Origin of the sequence: Bradyrhizobium sp. 186 (assembly GCF_023101685.1) — a bacterium.
Lineage (GTDB): Bacteria > Pseudomonadota > Alphaproteobacteria > Rhizobiales > Xanthobacteraceae > Bradyrhizobium.
This window is the reverse complement of sequence record NZ_CP082164.1, coordinates 8,403,130-8,421,362: the sequence shown is the minus strand read 5'-3', so window position 1 is coordinate 8,421,362 and position 18,233 is coordinate 8,403,130. Positions and strand designations below refer to the sequence as shown.

16 protein-coding genes and 2 pseudogenes are annotated in these 18,233 nt (G+C 60.1%); 11 read left to right on the top strand and 7 right to left on the bottom strand.

Translation table 11 applies throughout. The features are described 5' to 3' along the window. Window positions 1-132 precede the first annotated feature (132 nt). Window positions 133-340, top strand: a pseudogene (locus IVB18_RS40395) (IS6 family transposase); the annotation flags it as partial. Window positions 341-509: 169 nt separating this feature from the next. Here IVB18_RS40395 and IVB18_RS40390 read toward each other — a convergent pair. Then, window positions 510-1,275 (bottom strand): annotated as a pseudogene (locus IVB18_RS40390) (DDE-type integrase/transposase/recombinase); the annotation flags it as partial. A gap of 1,382 nt (window positions 1,276-2,657) precedes the next feature. Between IVB18_RS40390 and IVB18_RS40385 the strand changes: the two are divergent. From IVB18_RS40385 to IVB18_RS40355, 7 genes are all read left to right on the top strand, one after another. Continuing rightward, complete coding sequence (locus IVB18_RS40385) at window positions 2,658-3,638, top strand: DUF3618 domain-containing protein (RefSeq protein WP_247985773.1); 981 nt, start codon at window positions 2,658-2,660, stop codon at window positions 3,636-3,638. After that, entirely contained in the window at window positions 3,635-4,177 is a 543-nt protein-coding gene (locus IVB18_RS40380; RefSeq protein ID WP_247985772.1) for a hypothetical protein, read from the top strand. The genes IVB18_RS40385 and IVB18_RS40380 overlap by 4 nt, the downstream gene beginning before the upstream one ends. Then, a complete protein-coding gene (locus IVB18_RS40375; RefSeq protein ID WP_247985771.1) occupies window positions 4,174-4,569 on the top strand; it encodes a phage holin family protein in 396 nt (131 codons plus the stop codon). The genes IVB18_RS40380 and IVB18_RS40375 overlap by 4 nt, the downstream gene beginning before the upstream one ends. Then, the gene (locus IVB18_RS40370; RefSeq protein ID WP_247985770.1) at window positions 4,566-5,288 is read left to right on the top strand and encodes a hypothetical protein; all 723 of its coding nucleotides are present in this window, start codon (window positions 4,566-4,568) and stop codon (window positions 5,286-5,288) included. The genes IVB18_RS40375 and IVB18_RS40370 overlap by 4 nt, the downstream gene beginning before the upstream one ends. A gap of 96 nt (window positions 5,289-5,384) precedes the next feature. Beyond that, window positions 5,385-5,846 carry a YidB family protein gene (locus IVB18_RS40365; RefSeq protein WP_247985769.1) on the top strand — a complete coding sequence of 154 codons (462 nt, stop codon included), beginning with the start codon at window positions 5,385-5,387 and terminating at the stop codon, window positions 5,844-5,846. Between the two features lie 28 nt (window positions 5,847-5,874). Then, window positions 5,875-6,135 carry a GlsB/YeaQ/YmgE family stress response membrane protein gene (locus IVB18_RS40360; RefSeq protein ID WP_247985768.1) on the top strand — a complete coding sequence of 87 codons (261 nt, stop codon included), beginning with the start codon at window positions 5,875-5,877 and terminating at the stop codon, window positions 6,133-6,135. A 42-nt stretch (window positions 6,136-6,177) separates the two neighbouring features. Continuing rightward, on the top strand, window positions 6,178-7,071 hold the full coding sequence (locus IVB18_RS40355; protein ID WP_256476617.1) for an NAD(P)/FAD-dependent oxidoreductase: 894 nt from the start codon (window positions 6,178-6,180) through the stop codon (window positions 7,069-7,071). An 87-nt stretch (window positions 7,072-7,158) separates the two neighbouring features. Here IVB18_RS40355 and IVB18_RS40350 read toward each other — a convergent pair whose 3' ends face one another. Next, window positions 7,159-8,427, bottom strand: coding sequence for a DUF892 family protein (locus IVB18_RS40350; protein ID WP_247991849.1), 1,269 nt, complete (start codon window positions 8,425-8,427; stop codon window positions 7,159-7,161). Between the two features lie 216 nt (window positions 8,428-8,643). Here IVB18_RS40350 and IVB18_RS40345 point away from each other — a divergent pair, with 216 nt between their 5' ends. Beyond that, on the top strand, window positions 8,644-9,141 hold the full coding sequence (locus IVB18_RS40345) for a ferritin-like domain-containing protein (RefSeq protein ID WP_247985766.1): 498 nt from the start codon (window positions 8,644-8,646) through the stop codon (window positions 9,139-9,141). A gap of 147 nt (window positions 9,142-9,288) precedes the next feature. On the opposite strand, the gene IVB18_RS40340 is transcribed toward IVB18_RS40345, so the two are convergent. The 5 genes from IVB18_RS40340 to IVB18_RS40320 all read right to left on the bottom strand — a co-directional run bounded on the left by IVB18_RS40340 (window position 9,289) and on the right by IVB18_RS40320 (window position 14,867). Beyond that, window positions 9,289-9,930, bottom strand: coding sequence for a YihY/virulence factor BrkB family protein (locus IVB18_RS40340; protein WP_346732582.1), 642 nt, complete (start codon window positions 9,928-9,930; stop codon window positions 9,289-9,291). A gap of 1,758 nt (window positions 9,931-11,688) precedes the next feature. After that, entirely contained in the window at window positions 11,689-12,267 is a 579-nt protein-coding gene (locus IVB18_RS40335; protein ID WP_247985765.1) for an aminodeoxychorismate/anthranilate synthase component II, read from the bottom strand. Continuing rightward, complete coding sequence (gene pabB / locus IVB18_RS40330) at window positions 12,264-13,658, bottom strand: aminodeoxychorismate synthase component I (RefSeq protein ID WP_247985764.1); 1,395 nt, start codon at window positions 13,656-13,658, stop codon at window positions 12,264-12,266. Before pabB ends, IVB18_RS40335 begins: the two co-directional genes overlap by 4 nt. Window positions 13,659-13,753: 95 nt before the next feature. Beyond that, window positions 13,754-14,080 carry a Dabb family protein gene (locus IVB18_RS40325; RefSeq protein WP_247302589.1) on the bottom strand — a complete coding sequence of 109 codons (327 nt, stop codon included), beginning with the start codon at window positions 14,078-14,080 and terminating at the stop codon, window positions 13,754-13,756. Between the two features lie 409 nt (window positions 14,081-14,489). Continuing rightward, window positions 14,490-14,867 (bottom strand): hypothetical protein, encoded by a 378-nt coding sequence (locus IVB18_RS40320; RefSeq protein ID WP_247985763.1) that lies wholly within the window; start codon window positions 14,865-14,867, stop codon window positions 14,490-14,492. A gap of 1,613 nt (window positions 14,868-16,480) precedes the next feature. Here IVB18_RS40320 and panB point away from each other — a divergent pair. Continuing rightward, a complete protein-coding gene (panB, locus tag IVB18_RS40310) occupies window positions 16,481-17,353 on the top strand; it encodes a 3-methyl-2-oxobutanoate hydroxymethyltransferase (RefSeq protein ID WP_247985762.1) in 873 nt (290 codons plus the stop codon). 14 nt (window positions 17,354-17,367) lie between these two features. Beyond that, on the top strand, window positions 17,368-18,219 hold the full coding sequence (panC, locus tag IVB18_RS40305) for a pantoate--beta-alanine ligase (RefSeq protein ID WP_247985761.1): 852 nt from the start codon (window positions 17,368-17,370) through the stop codon (window positions 18,217-18,219). Window positions 18,220-18,233: the final 14 nt, after the last annotated feature.

The window sequence follows — 18,233 nt, the reverse complement described above, 5'->3', positions numbered from 1 at the left end:
AGCGAGCTCCGGCTTATCCGCAGCAGGTTATGCCAACCAACCTCGCGCTCGGGTACCTCGAGCGCATCCTATGTGCTCGACGAGATCGTCCAACTGCCCGCAAGGCCAAGGCTGCCAAGCGCCTGCCGACCCCGGTTGCTGAAGAAGCGGGGCTGCGGGCCCAGGCGCATGACCACCGACAAATTGCGGGCGCGGCAAAGACCCAGATGCCGCAAGTCGAGCATCGCTGGCACAAGGGGCTGACGATCGCGTTGAGCATTCGCATGTGCCGCTGCGAAAACGGGAACGAATCGCGCAGGGCTTCCGATCCACCGGTTTGCAACGGTTCGTGTCGCACTTCCCAGCCTCGCGAATCGAAGCATATCGCGGCCGTCGCCACTGCGCGCAAGCCGAGAAGGCGGAAGCTGCATACACAGCAGCGACTTCCCGATGGCGGACTCGGCCCGGCAAGACGAAGGTTGTGGAAAAGGCGGCATTCTGAGCCGATAGGGCTATTCTACAACATCCGTCTGCATCGGCTTGCCTGGCGCGATGTAGTGCCATTCGATCCCGTGATCCTTTTCGACCATGCAAGGATGGCGTTCGAGGTGAACTCGGTGCGTGGTCGGAGACGATCATGCCTGGCTTGCCGCGCTGGGCGATCAGTTCCGTCAGCTCGCGAGCAACCCGATGGCCGGAGATCGAGGTGTCCGGGATCGCGGCATTCGCGCGTCACGTCGTCGACGATGTTGAGCACACGGAAGCGCCAGCCGCCGGCAAACTGGTCATGCACGAAATCCAACCAGCGCGCATTCGGCTTTGCCTCGACAGGATCGGCGCCCGCGTGCCGACGGCTCGTCGTCGCGCCCGACGCTTGCGAACCGTCAGACCTTCCTCGCGATAGAGACGGTAGATACGGTTGACCCGGATGCCTCGCCCTCGCGCCTGAGCAGGATGAACCAGCCGCCGATAGCCGAAGCGTCGGCGCTCGTTGGCGAGGTCACGCAACCTGCCGTGCAACTCCGTCTCTGGCGGTCGGCGAGACTGCTTTGCGATCGGCGCAGTCGAAGGAACAGGCCCGACGCTCCGATAGGCCCATGACGGCCTGCAGATGCGCGACGGCTTCGCGCCTGGCGGCGGGTCCTACTATTTTTTTGACAGAAGCTCGCGTAGTGCCGAGGCTTCGAGCATCTGGTCGGCGAGCAGCTTCTTCAGCTTGGCGTTCTCGTCTTCCAAGGCCTTCAGGCGCTTGGCGTCGGAGACGTCCATCCTGCCATACTTGGCCTTCCAGTTATACAATCGGTAACACTCGGCGCATTAATTCGTTAGGGCGGAGCGCCTGCACTGTTCTGCCGGCACGTGTTCCAGACGAACCGCCTGCTGAGGACGCATCCGACGGCTGAAACGCTGAGACCAGAGGCCCGCCGGTTCACGCTGGCGGGCCTCTGGCTAGAGGAAATCGCTCGCAATCCGAAGTCGGCTTGCAGAAGTCGGTTTGGAATAGGCTCTCCAAGCCACGCGCATATTTACGCGGCGGTTTTGGATAAGCATAGTAGGAGCAGCAAATGTCAGTCCTAAGAGCTATTGCCCCACTTCGCAATCGTCGCATTCGGGCGGCGTCGTAATCGCCGCGGGATTTCTGGCGGGTCCCGGCCTGCGCCAATAAAATGGGTGGCAAGCCAAGCGGAAGAAATACGGCGCGATGGCTCCCCGAAAAGCGGAACGCCGAAGCCGCCGACTTCGATGACAAAAAAGCCCCAGCTCAGTGAGACCCGTTGCTCCTCAAGGCTCGCCGATTCACGCTGCGCGTTTCGGTGCTTGGGTCTGTTTGAGCTAGCCGTCTCGGCAGGCAATGCCGAAGCTGTCGCAGGTTAGCGCGAACGCCGCTTTGGCCTTATCCTCAACAAAACAAAACCGCGTGCCTATCTCGAGGCGATCGCTCCACCAATCAGCACTGCTTTCTTTTGCGACGCGAGAGGCTTCGCCCCGTACAAATCCAATTGTCTTCCGGCAGCAAGAACGATCAGGCAATTTTCCTTTGGCATAATGGCCGTCCTCGTTAGGACGCCGCGATAGGGAACGAAGAAAGGGCCGCCTGTCGGCGACCCTGAAGTCTGCACAAGGCGGATAAAAACCAGATGATCAAATTTACCCCCTGTGCCGGCCCGAGGATAGAAGCAGCGGGTTTCAGGAATATTTCGTATAGGTGGTGATGAAAAATCCACTAGCCGCGGTTGTCCGCGCGACCACCATCCGATGTGCCGGTCTGCTTCCGCCGTCCGTTCCTTCACCCGTTAAAGCAGCGGGCAAGCCTCCCTGGCTTTCGAAAGGGAGGAGAAGGTTGAAGCGAAGGCTGAAACGCGGAGCCAGGGAGAAGGCGCGCGAGCGGCGCCAACAGGCAGTCGTGAAGGCGCAAGCAGCACTCGAGAAATCCGAGCGGGAGCATGATCAAGTGGCGAGCACCATCGAAGCCGAACGCGCGGTGGTCGAAAATCGCTCTCAAGCCGAAGAGGCTCGTTGAGAGAAGCAGAAGGAGAAGCTGGAGGGGCTGTACGCCGGGCTCGGGAATAGGAACGAGTCTTCAGGTCCGACGGGAAACCGGGGCCCCAAATCCGCGGAGGAACGATTCAACAAAGCGTGAGTTCGCTTTCAAACAAGAACGATAGGCGGTTACGGCCATGCCACGATCGGTTGAGGAGTTAAGGCGCGAGTCCGAGCGGAGCCGGGCGCAGCTTGCAGCGACCGTCGATCGGTTGAGGGCGCAGATCACCGACACCACAGAAGACCTCCGCTACAGGGTGTCGCCCCAAGCCATCAAGTCGGAAGTCTCCGAGTTCGTCGGCCGCAAAACCCAGGGCTGGCTCGACACGCTCAAGCAGCGAGCCATGGAAAATCCGATGCAGGCGATCGCGGCTGGGACTGCGGTTGCGGTGCCCGCCCTGCGGCTGGCACGGGGCTTCCCACTTCCCCTCTTAATGATCGGCGCAGGCCTCGCTCTAACTTCGAAGACCGTGCGGGCCCGCACAGCGGAGGCAGCGGCTCCGACGGTCGAAACGGTCAAGGAAGTGGCGGCTGATGCTGCCGAGCGTGTCCAGTTCCTTGGCGAGCAGACAGGGCGCAGGACCACCGACATGGCGGGCGAGGCTCAAGCCGGAGCGGCCGGAATGGCCGACGACCTGAAGGATCGGGCGGCGCGGACCACGGACAAAGTGAAGGCCGGCATAGATGCCGCCGCGGAAACCGCCAAAGACAAGATCGAGCAAATTGGCTCGACCGTTCGCGACAAGGCTACCGCGGCCCCGGAAACCGCCCGGCAGACGATCCGGGACAACGCCGCCCTGATCGCTGGCCTCGGAGTTGCGATCGGCGCAATCATCGCAGCGTCCCTTCCTGACACCAAGGCGGAAGCTGCCGCAGTCGGTAAGGCAAGCGATAGTGCCAAGCGCGCTGCCGGTAAGGCCGCCCAGTCCGGATTCGAGACAGCCAAGGATGCCGCGCTGTCGGCGGCCGATGCTGCCGCAAAGAGCGTGTCCCAGGCGGATCTCGGCAAACACGCCAGTCGCATGACCCAGGATATGTCCGAAACATTGAAGGAAGCGGCCGACGACATCGTAACGGCGGCGTTCAATCCTTCTCGAACCGAAGAGAAATCCTCATGAGCGAATTTGATACCCAAATCGGGCAAGCCGCTTCTCAGGGGCAGGACGAGACTTCCTCGCAAACGCTGAAGGACCAAGTCGCCGATGCAGGCGCCGATGTCAGGCAACGCGCGGGCGATGCGCTGCAGGTGTCAACGGACGCCGCGCGCGAAAAATTCAAGGAGGCAGCCGACGCTGCCTCGGACGTGGCCGAGGGAGCCGTGGATCGTTTCCAGGACAAGGCCGAGGAGCAGCAGCGCTCCGGAGCGGATTTCGTAAGCCGGCTCGCGGGAAATCTCCGGCAAGCCGCCCATGCATTTGACAACGATGCGCCCTTTGCCGCGCGTGGCATCAATTCCGCCGCCGGCTACGTCGAAGACGCCGCCGAGAAGATTCGCAACGGAACCTTCCGCGATCTCGTCGATGGGACCTCCGATTTTGCGAAGCGCCAGCCCGCCGCTTTCCTTGGACTGTCGCTCCTGGCCGGCTTCGCAGCCGTACGTTTCTTTCGAGCCTCTGGCAAACAGACCTCATCCTCACAAGACGAGGATGCGTCATGAACACCCAATCCGATCTTCGGACCATCTCAGCCCTCCTGGGTGATGTGCTTTCCCAGTTTGCAAAGCTATTCCAGAACGAGGTCGATCTCGCGAAGGCCGAGCTCGGCGAGAAGGTTCAGCAGGTTGGTTGGGCGGTCGGCTTCTTCGGAGCCGGAGCGGTCCTGGTTGTTCCTGCGCTCGTCATGGCCCTATTCGCGCTGTCGGCCGCCTTGGTTGCCGGTGGCTGGTCGCAACCGATCTCCTACCTTGTCTCAGCGGTGGTTGCCGCGGTGTTGGCGGGCGTCCTGTTTGCGGTCGGCATAAACCGCCTTGACGCCCGGAGGCTGGCGCCCCGCGAAACGATGCGCCAGCTCGAAAAGGACAAGGATACCGTGAAGGAAATGGTCCGATGAGCGCCACCGAAGTCAGTTTTATGCAAAACCTCAGGGAAGCGGTTCGCGAGAATCCGCTCGCTGCCGCCCTGATCGGCGGCGGTGCGCTGTGGCTGTTGCTCGGCAACGAGAGGCTGAAGAGCGCGGCAACTTCGGTCAGTGCGGCGACTGCACCGCTCGCCGACATCAGCGCCAATCTGCGGTCGAACGCACCCAAATTCACGAACAGTCCGCCAACCGCTCCTGAGATGGATCACGGATTGTCACAGCACGTCGGCGACACCCTGCGCGAGACCGCGAGCACCGCTTCCGACGCTGTATCGGGCGCTGCAGACACGATCAAGGACCGGTTCGGCGAAGGCGTCGCTTACGCGCGGGAGAATTTCAGCAAGGTGAGTGAGGCGCTGCCTCGGAAGGAGACCATTGCACAAGTACAATCGTCTTTTTCCGACCTGCTCGAGAGACAACCATTGGTGCTCGGCGCCATAGGTTTAGCCGTCGGTGCAGCCGTCGCTGGCGCATTCGCCAGGTCGGATATCGAAGGCGAATGGGTCGGCGAAGTCAGCGACAAAGTGAAAGAGGATCTCAACGCGCGCGCCGGAGCGGTCTCACAAAGCATCCGCGAGGCTTCCGACACGCTTAAAGCTGAGCTCGATGATATCGGATCCGAAGCCGTAGAGCGTCTGCGGGAAACCGGCAGCAACGCGATGGATGCAGCACGCGGAAAGGTGAACGCGTAGCAGCGTAGAACCATGCCGAGGGGCTCACCAAGGTGCGACAGCGCTCCTCGCAGAGCTGACCACCATTGAAGTCTGCGCCCTTGAAGGGAGCAAGCCATGAGCCGAGGAATGCCATCCCTGACCGCTCTGCTCGGATTGATCGCGATTGCGGGCTATCAGAATCGGGACAAACTGGTCGAAATGCTCGGCGGAATCGGATCCGGCAACCAGACCGGTGGACAGCCGCAAACCCGCCAGGGTGGCCTTCTCGGCAACCTAACGGGCATGATAGGCGGATCTGGCGTGGGCGGGCTTCTGAGCAGCGGGCTCGGAGAGCTCCTCGAACGATTCAAGCAGAACGGCCAAGCGGATGCCGCCCAATCTTGGATCAACGACGGGCCGAACAAGGACATCTCGCCGCCTCAGCTCAAGCAAGCGATTGGGACGGACATCTTGGCTGCGCTGGAGCAGCAGACCGGCCTTCCGCAGGAAGAGCTGCTGGCGAGGCTATCGCGTGAGCTTCCGGCGGCCGTGGACAAGTATACGCCCGGCGGCCGCCTGCCGGACCGGAATGCGTAACCTTTTAAGAATCGCGAGGAGCCCAAGGATGAGTGTGATATGGACGATAATTATCGGCTTTGTCGCGGGGGTCGTTGCCAAGTTCATCATGCCTGGCGACAACGAGCCGTCGGGATTTATCCTCACCACCGTCCTGGGCATCGTCGGGGCATTCGTTGCAACTTTTCTTGGGCAGTCGCTCGGATGGTACCGCCCTGGGGAGGGAGTCGGTCTCGTCGGCGCGATCGTCGGGGCTATCATCGTGTTGCTGATTTACGGGTTCGTCGCCGGAAGGCGTAGGACGATTTGAGCAACTCTGCCGCACGTTTCGGCATCCAAACGATTGTTCCGCATGCATGGGAAAGTGGACGCGTTGATTGTAGGTGCGGGCCCGGGCGGGCTCATGGCAGCAATCTACCTTGCGAGGTTCAAACGAAAGGTCGTGATCATCGACGCGAACGCCAGCCGCGCGGCCTTGATTCCCGAGAGCCATAACTTGCCTGCATTCACACACGGAATTTCGGGTGTCGAACTGCTCGCGCGCATGAAGGAGCAGGTGGCGGCGCTCGGCGTTCAACTGGTCGAGGGCACAGTAGACACCCTCTCGGGAGAGACGGGCAGCTTCGTTGCCTCTGTGCGTGGCACAAACATCTGGGCATCCAAAGTCGTGCTTGCGACCGGGATCGTCGATCGGCATCCCCCCATGAAGGACTGGGTGAGTGCCGTCGCGCAGAGCCTGCTCCGCTACTGTCCGATATGTGACGGCTTCGAGGCGTGTGGCAAGAGGATTGGAGTTGTCGGGCCGCTGGATCACGCCATCGGCAAGGCGCGGTTTCTTCGCGGTTTCACGGCGGATGTCGTGCTCATTCCAATCGACGACTTACAGGAGGGCTCGATGGTGGCGAAGACGGACGAGGCAGAGGTGCAAACCACCGCAGCCTTGGCGCGCCTTGAAAAGCGTGACCGCCAAATCGTTGCGCGGTTGGTCGACGGTTCTTCGGCTGAGTTCGACGCGATCTACGCCGCGATGGGGAGCGAGGTTCGTTCCGAGCTTTCGCTCGCGTTGGGAGCGGATCATACGGCTGAAGGTTTTTTGAAGGTAGATCAGAAGCAGCAAAGCACGATCAGCGGTCTCTACGGGGTCGGCGACGTCGTCAGCGACTTGCACCAGATATCCGTCGCCTTCGGGCACGCCGCTGTCGCGGCCTGCCACATCCACAATGAGCTGCCGCTGAACTATGCGTAGAGGTGCGCGCACCCCATCCGGTTGCCAGCCGTTCTGCAGCGAAACGGCGCCTACGTGCGGCGCCGTCTAGCCCGCAGCCGGCAAATACTATTCCGCCTGTTCGAGTGCGGTCGGCATTCTTGCCACCGACATCAGCGATCGGGAGACCTGGTTGAGTAGCTGATCCGAATTCTCTTCTTCAGCCAGCGACTTCGACAACAGTGCGACGACAGCGCTGTGACGAAGTTGTTGGGCGAGGTTCTTCGCCGTCGTGTAAGCCGAGATCTCATAATGCTCCACACGCTGCGCCGCTCCAATCAGCGCGAGGTCGGCGGCCGCGTCCTCCTTTTTTTCGCCTTCGGTGATGATCTGTTGGCCTTCCTCGACAAGCCCCATCATGCCCTTGCAAGGTTTCGCGCGCGCGGTCTTGCCGAGCAACTCGAAGCACTGATTGATGCGCTCCACCTGGTGTTCGGTCTCGACGAGATGCTGCTCAAACAGCTCACGCAACTGATCGAAGCGAGCTGCCTCGGCCATCTTCGGAAGTGCTTTTGTGAGTTGCTTTTCCGCGTGCAGGATGTCGCGGAGCTCATCCATCAACAGGTCCCCCAGGCCGGCCTGGTCGTCCGGGGGCGAGCTTTCCGTGACGATCGCGGACGATGCGCCGGGCTCGGCCTGAATGGCGGGCGATTCCGTAAAGACCCAACCATTGCCCTCATTCCATGGCCCGCGGGTGTCGATCTCGCCATGATCACCGGTTCCGGTGGAGTCATTGAAGAACTGGTCGACCAGTCCCGGCGTCGGCGCGATGCGGCCGATACTGAAGGCCGGCTTGCCCATGCTCTCGAGCGCCAGTGCGAACGCCTTCATGTGGGTAATTTCCCGGGTCATCAGGAACTGCAGAGCATCCTTGCTGCCGGCGTCGTCGCAGAAATTGATCAGCCGCTCATAAACGATCTTCGCCCGCGCCTCGGCGGCGATGTTGCTCCGAAGGTCGACGTCGAGCTCGCCAGTGATCTTAAGGTAATTGGCAGTCCAGGCATTGCCCTGGGAATTGAACAGGTTCACGCCGCCGCCGCCCGCAATTGCAACCAGCGGATCGGCTTCGGCCGCCTGGCGATCGAACTTCGTCGGCTGGAGGTGCATGCGGGCGAGGGTGCCCACGATTTCGAGATGGCTGAGTTCTTCGGTGCCGATGTCCATCAGCAGGTCTTTGCGATCCGGATCCTCGCAGTTCAGACCCTGGATCGAATATTGCATCGCGGCCGCGAGCTCACCGTTGGCCCCGCCGAATTGTTCAAGAAGCATGTTGCCGAAACGAGGGTCCGGCTCGTCGACGCGAACGGTGAACATCAGCTTCTTGACGTGGTGATACATAGAAGGCCTCGGGAGTGGAGAGGGGATATCAACCCCGAACGGTAGCCGGTGTGGTTTGTTCCTGTCAGCGAACGATTCCTCGCCGTGGGCGCTATCGCGAGTTGGAGATGGGCCGGTTGGGCGCGAATAAACAGCGCACCCCCGGCTTCGGTAGGAACATTGGGCGCCGTCTGCTGTTTCCGCCGATCTTGGCCAATGGCGGGAATGGAGAGGCAAGTGACCCAGACGGCTCGCGACATATTTGTGGTCGGCTTGAGAAACGCGCATTCGATGGAAATCCAGGCGCGCGAACTGATGGAACGACAATCCGAAAGGTTGGATGAGTATCCGGAGGTGAAGGCGAAGGTCGCCGCCCATCTTCAGGAGACCAACCAGCAATTGAAGCGGCTCGAGCAGTGCCTGGAGGCGTGCGGTGAGAGCACCTCAAGTGTCAAGGACACGGTCCAATCGGTCGCGGCGAATACCATGGCAATGGCGCATTCCATGGCGGGCGACGAGATTTTGAAGAACACCTTTGCGAACAACGCGTTCGAGCACTTCGAGATCGCCGCCTATAAGTCGCTATTGACGCTATGTCCGGCGGCCGGCATGGACTCGGCTCGCGCTCCGCTCGAAACCTCGCTGAAGGAGGAAGAACGCATGGCCGCCTGGATCGATGCCAATGTCGCAAAGGTCACGATGGAGTACGTGCGCCACGAACAGCAGGCCGCGTAAGCACGTCCCAACGTTTGGTCGGATCGCGCCGAGGGCAAGTCCGTCGGCGGCCCGGTCCAAGCAAGCGGCAGAACTACCAGCCGTGGGCGGGCGCAGCATCCGGCCGAGGACTAGCGTCCGCCTATCCTGCGGAAAGCTTGAAACACGTCAGCCGCTGCGTGCTTGTCCAACCGTATCGGCCATTCTGGGACCCCGCTTCCCCATCGGCTTCGGCGAGCCAGTCGTGGTGTCGCGCATGGTCTGATGTTCCATCTCGGCGTCTAGTTCGGCGCCGATCAGAATGACGATGGCGGAGATCCAGAGCCAGGTCACGAAGCCGATCACCGCGCCGAGCGAGCCGTAGGTTTCGTTGAACTTTCCGAAGCTGGCCGCGTACCAGGAGAACAGGCCGGAGGCGGCAATCCAGAGAAGCGCTGCGAGCGCGCTGCCCCAGGTGACCCAGCGCCAGCGCGGCGTCTGCCGGCTCGGTCTGTAGCGGTAGATGGCCGCCAAGGCCAGCGTGACCGCGACGAACATCGCCGGCCATCTGGCGATGCGCAGCATCAGGTCGGCGAAATTCGACAGCCCGATGAAGTTGAGCGCGACCGGAATGACCACGACGGCGCCCAGCGCCGCCAGCTGGCGCGGCACGCCGGCGTCAAGATGTTCCGCCGCTTCGCATTCGCGCCACACGCCAACAGAGATCCAAATTGCCTCGTACAGCGTGCGCGGATTACCCAGGCGGCGCAAGGCAGGTTTCCCCACTTCTTCTTCGGCCTCGTCGAGATCGGCACGGCCTGCATGCCGCAAAGCATGCCTCGATCGGCGACGAGCATTCCCTCCACCGCAGATGAGCGACCGCGTCGCGCGGCCGACGGAGCTGCGGCCTGCTTGAGAGCGGATGGACAGCGGCCGCACGGGAGACAAGGCGGATTGTCTGATCCCGCGGCAGCTCCTCTCCGAACTTGGACGAAGCCCCGAATTCGATCCCCAGTCGCTAGCTGAGCAACCACGCCTCGAAGCGGCAAGAGCCATTGACTCAGTGCTCGTCGCTGCGTGCTGGATTTCCTCACTAACCCCAAGTACGACGGCGGCAGCTCGTTTGCCCGAGAAGACTGCAACCTCCGCCGTGACAAGGTATTTGTTTGATGTAATCGCCTGCAGGGGCTCTCTGGGAATCGCTGTCCTTTGCTCCGATCGCAGCGCCTCAGTCCCGGGCGAGAGCGAGTAGAAGTCGTCGGGCCGTGTGATTACCCGCCAATCGCGAATGATGCCGTCGAACTCGATGCCGACCGCACGCGCTTCCGAGCAGATTTCTGCAAGAATTTGGTCGGGCCGTGTGGCGAGGCGCTTTTCCGGTTCAGACAATATGATGGAGACGCGCCCGGGACATGCCTGAACGTCGTCCGGGACTGCTCCGAGAAGGTGGTCATCGAGGTGCCGGGCGCGAACGTCATGCGGTCGACGGGCGCGCCTCCAGATCCATCTGAAGCGTTGCTGCCGGCATTGTCGGCAGTGTTAGCATCCGCTCGTTCCACTTCTGCGGCCCAAAAGCGTCATTGAGCAGCTTCTGCGCCGGCGCCAATGAGCTGCAAGTATGACATGCGCCGAGCGAATCTCCTCTGAACCAACCCGAACGCCGCATACACCGCCCTCTTGAAGAATCAAAGAGGTGACGGCCGCGCTCCGATCGACAACTCCGCCCCGCACGCGAATGCTTTCGGCGATCGGATTAGCCATGACCTCCGTCATTCCGCCCGAGAATGCAGCAAGACCGGAACTTGCGCGTGCACTGTTCGCCGCTGGGCACGTCGAGGTTATGGTCAGGGCTCTCCAAAAGAGGCTCAATCTTGACTAGCGCGAACCGGCTTCGGGAGCACAAAAGGCCCAACTGTCCTCGCTGGCGGGCTCCTCGCACGAGGGGGTGATGAGGATTGAGGAAACGTGTGATGTAGTTCACAAGCGGCAGGTATCACCCAGGATAGCGTGCGCGCCTCAACTGGAGGGAAGCGCCATGCAATTTAATTGGACAACCTCTCGAATGCTCGCTCTGACGGCCGTTGTTCTGGTGGCGGCTGGCACCACTATGGCAATCGGTACTCCTCGCGCACTCTTTGAGCCGACTTTGGGACAAGATTGGCAATGCAGCCGAACCATGCTGCTCGTGACCACTTGTTCACACAGCGCAAAACCAGGGTGAGCCGGCCGCTCCCCTGTGCCGTTCCTGATCGGAACGGTATCGCCGATGTGCGGAAGCGAACAGAACAGCCGTTTGACCTGTGAGTAAGCTCGCGCTCGCCTGGCCTTCTAAGGTTCAAGCGTCTCCAGCGGCCCCGGCCTCCACGACCCCAAAAGCCCCCATGGCCGGGGCCTTCTTTAAGGCTACCGATGGCCCCATGGCGCCGATGGACCCTTCGACATTCAAATGGAAAGTTCCGAACCTCGGCGCCGAGCCGGCCACAAACGCCTCAAACGAACCGCGGCTCGATGTCCGACAGCCGCATGTCGTCGGGCCAGCGATCGACCGGAAGCGCCACGCTATGGCTGCACCAGTCCTCTACGGCCGCCTTAAGAAAGCTCTGCAAGCCGAAGGAAGTTTGCGAACAGTACGTCCCCTTGTGGGGTGAGTATCGACTCCGGATGGAACTGCACGCCATATGTTGGTTGATCGCGATGGGCGAGGGCCATGAGTTCCCCATCATCCGAGAGTGCTGTCACCGTGAGGTGACGGGCAGATGACGGATCCAATTCGACGATAAGCGAATGGTAGCGGCCCACACAAAGTGGAGACGGTAGTTCTTTGAACAGCCCGCCGCCTTCATGTGTGACATACGAGGGCCGACCGTGCATAGGATGACGTGCGCGCGTTACGCGTGCGCCGAACACGGTCCCAATGCACTGGTGTCCGAGACAAATGCCGAGAATTGGCACCTGACCCGAAAGTTCACGAACGACGGCTGTCGATATTCCAGCCTCAATTGGAGTGCACGGACCGGGGGAGATGACAACCGCGCGGGGCCTGAGGTCAGCAAATTCGCTCACATCCATCGCGTCGTTCCGGACGACACGTGTTGCTGCACCAAGCTTGCGAAAATATCGCGCAATGTTGAAGACGAAAGAGTCGTAGTTGTCGATAATGACAATCAAGATGCACCGGAGTCTTCAGCAATGAATGCGCGAAAAATGCGCTCTGCTTTTGCAAGGCTCTCCTCATATTCGGCGGCCGGATCGGACATTGCCGTTATCCCGGCGCCTGCATGGAAGACGGCCTGGCCGTCGTCGATCGTTACGGTGCGAATGGCAATATTTACATCCATATGTCCATTGAATCCTATGTAGCCTATGGCCCCGCAATACACCTCTCGCGCCACACGCTCGATATCCAAGATAATTTCCATCGAGCGTACCTTGGGAGCTCCGGTAACTGAGCCGCCGGGAAAGCAGGCCCTAAGTAGGCCCACGGCATCCTCTCCGTGTGCTAGCTCACCCGTAACGACAGACACGAGATGGTGCAGCGAGGCATAAGACTCGAGATTGCATAAGGACGGGACGTGGACTGATTCGGGCGTGCAAACGCGCGAGAGATCATTGCGCAGGAGGTCGACGATCATGGTGTTCTCGGCGCGGTCTTTCTCCGAATCTACCAGCGTCTCAGCGCGACGCCGGTCTTCCTCGCAATCAGCAGAACGCGCCACCGTCCCCTTGATAGGTCGCGTTTCGACCTGTCGCCCGTCAAGCTTTAGGAAACGCTCGGGCGAGCTCGATGCAATAGTGAGCTTGCCAAACCGAAGAAGGGCGGCAAAGGGAGCCGGATTCATTTTCCGCAGCTGACAATAGAAGGCTATCGGATCGAACGAGTTTGCCAGGCGAGCGCTGAAGCGCTGCGCAATGTTGACCTGGAAGGCGTCACCCGACAGAATGAGATCAATCACGCGCTGTACCGCCGCGATGTATCCCTGGCGACTGAAGTTTGAATGCCATGAGCCGGCCTCGCCTGGTGTAAAATCAGGAGGAGGGGCTGAGACTGTAAGCAGCCCAACAAATTCTTCGGCTCTTTGGCGAGCTCTCTCACGCCGGCGAACTGGATCCTGCTCCGGCCACCCGGTAGAAAGGATCCAGCATCTATCATGGCGGTGATCGAAGCTAATCACGACGTCGTAAAGATGTAGGAGTGCCTGAGGCAAGCGATGCCCCCCGATGGTTGGCACCGGCAATCGCTCCAGCGTCCTGTTCAGCTCGTATCCAAAAAAGCCGGCGGCGCCCCCCTGGAATGCCGGGAGATCGGCGCGATGTATTTGCGGATAGTTGGCTAGCAGACCGCGAAGTGCCGCCCACGGATCGCCCACAATGGACTCTCCGTTGCAAATACCTCTCCCGTCCGCGATTATATAAGTGCTGAAGGGATCGCACGTCACATACGAGTACTGCCCGAGCACCGCGTGTCTCGATGCGCTATCCAGGAACGTGAGGTGCCTCCGATGCGAGAGGCGTCGCATGGCTGTGACGGGCTCAATCCACTGCAGTTCCAATACATGCATTAGTCTGTCGCTCAGCGATACATGGCCGATTGTAATCCCGTCCGGCGAAGGCGAGCCTCATGGGCACCCAAACCCCTACGTGCCTGCCAGGTTAATTACGCCCGCGGGTAGGGCCTGCCAAATGGCTCCGCATCTGTTGACATGCTGTAATCGGCCGCGAGACGTAGCTCTCGGAGCGGTCTTACCTGCCGGATCGACTCCTGGTAAAGCTCGTGCGCTTTATAGGCTTCGAGTTCGACTTCGTCGTCGAATTCACCGTAGACGATCACGTCAATTTCGTTGCCAAGCCGGTCACTCTTGCGGTTGCGAGCGACCTCAAGCCGGCGTGCGTGCGGGATTTTGGCGAGTACGGAAAGGCCGTCGACTATTTTGTCGACATGCGCCTTATCTTTTGCGGTGAAGAATACGATGTGTCGAATCATAGATGACCGTCGGTAATCGCGAACATTGCGGTTTGACTCGCCCAAAGCGACAGAAGCCTCATCGCAAAGTCTGCAAGCCTCGGGCAGCCGTTCAGATGCCACTGCACGGCAGGCGCCCTGCACGATCGCGGTGGCGGGTGTTTAGCTCGATGTTCTTCCTCCGCTATTGCGCAAGGGAGCCAGAACGACCATCCCAGAGATAAGGCCGGCAATTCTAGACAATCTCTGAGACGAAATTCTGCATCGAAGTAAGGAACCGCCTGATCATCAGTCGCTAGGACAACTTCAGTAGATGCTTCCGTCGACGGTCATTAGCTTCGCGCGGATCTCGTGCATGAAACGGTCTCACTTGCAGGATCGGCGCATAAGAACTGCAGCAAAATGCGCTCCTTCGTTGAATACAGGCTGGTCATAAAACAGAAGGGGGAAGGCCGCCGCCAGCCCCTGAAGCGTTGACATCGACGCGTGACTTCAAGGTTGAATCCGCTCTTCGGCTGATCACCGCAGAGAGATTGATCGTGAAACTACTTTCAATCGCGGAACGTGGCGATAGTCTTAGCCATACATGGTCGCCTGGGAGGAGCTTATCGTTTCGGCGCTGCTCGTCGCGAAGCAACGAAGAAAGGTAGTACCTGGTGCACATGCTTGCCTGGAGGCGCTTCCAGCGCGCAGCTGCATCGCGCCGGAAGGCTGCGCTCCCTTCCGGAAAGTCGCTGAAATGCTGCTCCGCCTTTGCCGAAGTTTTCGGAAAATGGCCGCCCCAGGTGCCGCGGTTCTGATCGAGCACTCCGAGCACTCTTAGACTGCCTTCACTTGAATCGCGTTGCTTGCGTGCGCGTGAGAGCCCAACGCGCTAGTACATCGGTGGATGCGATCGCCCAGGGAAGCGCGGCTGCCATTGCTTGATCAACATCAATAGATGCAATTCGATGGTCTATCCTTAAGCAAAAGCCTAGCGGAGGCAAGACATGCGCAATCTGCTGTTTGTCGCTGCTAGCACTTCCCATGCTAGTTGGCTTTGTCTCGCCTTCGAGTGTACGTCCTACGACCCGCTTGGCAGGACGCTCATTGTCTGCAAGGACGTATCTGGGGGTATCCTGGCAACTGCCAGTTCTCGTTCGGGGACGGACGCCTATTGCGGTATCGACCCGACATACGCATTAGCGCGGCGGGTAGAACGATCGCGCTGACAACCAGTACAAGACGCCACGAAAAGACGCACAAGGGGAATGCGGGGTGTTGTTACGAAATCGTGTCTTCGACGAATAGTAGTGGTCTGAACGTGTGCAGCAGAAGCTGCTGACCCCGCAATGGCGGCCGCCGCTTAGATTGCGACCGCACTACTGCGCCTTAACCCGCTTAGCCCCTTTTTGCATCGCATGACTTGGCTGGCCGTGTCGAACCGTCGACTCTTCGATGGCCTGACGCTTGGGTTGCCATGGCTGCTGCGAATTGAGCAGCAAGCGGACGGCAAGCGCACCGGCGCCAAGTGTGTAGCTCGGGTTATCCACACGCCATCGAATTAGCGGCGGCAGACGCGCGTCTGCATAGCTTTCACGATCTGCTGCGCTGGAAAGCACTCCCATGCTTGCATTTGACGAAGGCGGGGGCGGTCACTCCAAACTCGTTTGAAGGATTTCATCGCGGAATTACGCCCAAACGCAATTTTCGGCCGACAGGCAGGGGTTCATCGAACTAATCGATCGCGATATGCCGCTACAACAGAGGGTGAGCGCGAGGCCTGTTTCGGGAGCTGGAAAATGCCAAGTATCCTGGAGAATGGATTGGAGCAGGGCATGGTACGCAATTTCTATCAGCTCCGTATGGGGAAGTATGCCGGAGCGTTGATTCAGCGCAGCAGGTGTGAGCGGCAACAAATCCTCTGGCTGCAGTTGAACTTGATGAGGCTCGGAAACGAACTCGCTCGGGTCGAGTATTGCCTCCGGGGCAGAGCCAGCCAGTCCGACATGCAAGAGATGCGGTTAAGACAACGCCGCACGCAAATTGCGTCAGAATGATCGCATCGGCGCGCCCTGAGGCCCAGCGTGACGCAAGGCGCTTCCAAATGACAATTTGAATCTGGGGAGTTCTTGCTTGATGGTCGCGCGACCATTGGATTTTTTATGCACGCGCCTGCTACTTTGGAGGCGTATGTTTCCCTTTCATGGTTGACAGTTTTCACTCGTCCGCCATAGAAAAAGGGTGGTCCCCCGGGGATGCGCGCAATACTCAACGGCTTCTGTCGCAAGAATCAGATTACCGTTCGCCTAGCTTATTCGGTGACGCGGGAACCTCGGGAGGGCGGTGGCTTCAAAATCGTAGGCGACACAGGTGAGATCAAATCAGTATCGCTTCGAGCTGCGAAATCGACCTGAGGCCATCTGACGGAACGGATCGAAAATGAGCCACGCTTCGGAAGTGTCAGTTGAGCGGATCACGATTCCAATCCTGCAGCGGTGGAAGCAGGAGCGGCGGCTTGTCGCCATGACCACCGCCTACGATGCGGTTACGGCAGGCATCGCCGACCCCATCGTCGACATCATTCTTGTCGGCGACAGTGTTGGCAATGTCTGCCTCGGATTCGACAACACGTTGCCAGTCAGCATGGCGATGATGAATCATCATCTCGAAGCTGTTGCGCGCACAAGGCCCCATGCCCTGCTCGTGGCCGATATGCCGTTTCTTAGCTTCCACCTCAGTCCGGAGGAGACGATACGCAACGCCGGAGGGTTCCTGCAGCGAGGCGCAGATGCAGTGAAACTCGAGGGCGGGGCCAAGCGCGTGGAAATGGTGCGTGCCCTGGTCGATTGCGAAATTCCCGTCATAGGCCATCTCGGCCTCACCCCGCAGAGCGTCAATATCATGGGCGGATTCAAGGTGCAGGGCCGGAAAGCCGATGACGCTTTGCGGCTGCTTGATGACGCTCACCGTCTGCAGGAGGCCGGATGCTTCGCGTTGGTGCTTGAAGGCATTCCGGCCGAGCTAGCCCAGCGAGCGACCGAATCGCTGTCGATACCAACTATTGGAATCGGCGCGGGTCCCGGGTGCTCGGGCCAAGTGCTCGTATTCCATGACGTGCTGGGGCTGACCGAAGGTCATCGGCCCAAATTCGTTCGCGCCTATGCTGATGGTTTTCAGCTGTTGCAGGAGGCGCTGTCGCGCTGGGCTACCGATGTCCGCAGTGGAGCGTTCCCGGCGCCGCAAGAGTCCTATCGGCTTCCTGAAAGCCTGGGTAACATCATCGCAAACTGGGCTCCTCCCAACCCAACCTGATGTAAGGTGCTACGATGCAGACGATTACGACGGTCGCTGAGCTTCGTCGTGAGCTCGCGAAGGCTTGCAGCGCGGGCAAACGCGTCGGGCTCGTGCCGACAATGGGCTATTTGCACGATGGCCATCTGGCCCTGGTCAAGGCGAGCCGAGCGCAATGCGACGTCACCGTCGTTAGCATCTTCGTCAATCCGACTCAGTTCGGACCAAACGAGGATCTCAGCAGCTATCCTCGCGATTTCCTGCGCGATGAAAAATTGTGCCGCGATGCCGGTGTTGCGATTGTCTTCGCGCCGGGTGCACAGGAAGTCTACCCGGCTCAATTCGAGACCTTCGTCGAACCGGGCGAATTGGCGAAGCCACTATGCGGGGCTTTCAGGCGTGGGCATTTTCGCGGCGTCGCAACCGTCGTATGCAAGCTGTTCAACATCGTGCATCCGGACGTCGTGTTTTTCGGGCAAAAGGATTTTCAGCAATGCGCGGTCGTGCGTCGCATGGCAACTGATCTCAATCTTCCCATCGAGATCGTCACCGTGCCAACCGTTCGGGAACTGGACGGGCTCGCGATGAGCAGTCGCAATCGGTATCTCAGCGAGGAAGAACGTCGGCGAGCCGTTGCCATCAGTCGTGGGCTGTTCGCCGCGGCGGATGAGTTCCGCTCAGGAGTGCGCGAGGTGGACAAGCTGATTGCGGTCGCCGAGCGGCATCTTGAGACAGTTGATCGGCTGCAATACCTTGAACTTGTCGATCGTGATACGCTCAAGCGCGCCGCGAGTCCGCTGCGGCTTCCGGCGGCGCTCTGTGCCGCAGCCTACGTCGGTTCGACCCGGCTGATCGACAACGTACTGCTCGCGTTGCCAACTCTGTAGCGCAATTCAGAACC

Excerpts from the sequence above, each read along its gene's own strand:
- IVB18_RS40385 (WP_247985773.1), top strand. The coding sequence starts at position 2,658 with ATGCCACGATCGGTTGAGGAGTTAAGGCGCGAGTCCGAGCGGAGCCGG.
- IVB18_RS40380 (WP_247985772.1), top strand. The coding sequence starts at position 3,635 with ATGAGCGAATTTGATACCCAAATCGGGCAAGCCGCTTCTCAGGGGCAG.
- IVB18_RS40375 (WP_247985771.1), top strand. The coding sequence starts at position 4,174 with ATGAACACCCAATCCGATCTTCGGACCATCTCAGCCCTCCTGGGTGAT.
- IVB18_RS40370 (WP_247985770.1), top strand. The coding sequence starts at position 4,566 with ATGAGCGCCACCGAAGTCAGTTTTATGCAAAACCTCAGGGAAGCGGTT.
- IVB18_RS40365 (WP_247985769.1), top strand. The coding sequence starts at position 5,385 with ATGAGCCGAGGAATGCCATCCCTGACCGCTCTGCTCGGATTGATCGCG.
- IVB18_RS40360 (WP_247985768.1), top strand. The coding sequence starts at position 5,875 with ATGAGTGTGATATGGACGATAATTATCGGCTTTGTCGCGGGGGTCGTT.
- IVB18_RS40355 (WP_256476617.1), top strand. The coding sequence starts at position 6,178 with ATGCATGGGAAAGTGGACGCGTTGATTGTAGGTGCGGGCCCGGGCGGG.
- IVB18_RS40350 (WP_247991849.1), bottom strand. The coding sequence starts at position 8,427 with ATGTATCACCACGTCAAGAAGCTGATGTTCACCGTTCGCGTCGACGAG.
- pabB (WP_247985764.1), bottom strand. The coding sequence starts at position 13,658 with ATGCATGTATTGGAACTGCAGTGGATTGAGCCCGTCACAGCCATGCGA.
- IVB18_RS40325 (WP_247302589.1), bottom strand. The coding sequence starts at position 14,080 with ATGATTCGACACATCGTATTCTTCACCGCAAAAGATAAGGCGCATGTC.
- panB (WP_247985762.1), top strand. The coding sequence starts at position 16,481 with ATGAGCCACGCTTCGGAAGTGTCAGTTGAGCGGATCACGATTCCAATC.
- panC (WP_247985761.1), top strand. The coding sequence starts at position 17,368 with ATGCAGACGATTACGACGGTCGCTGAGCTTCGTCGTGAGCTCGCGAAG.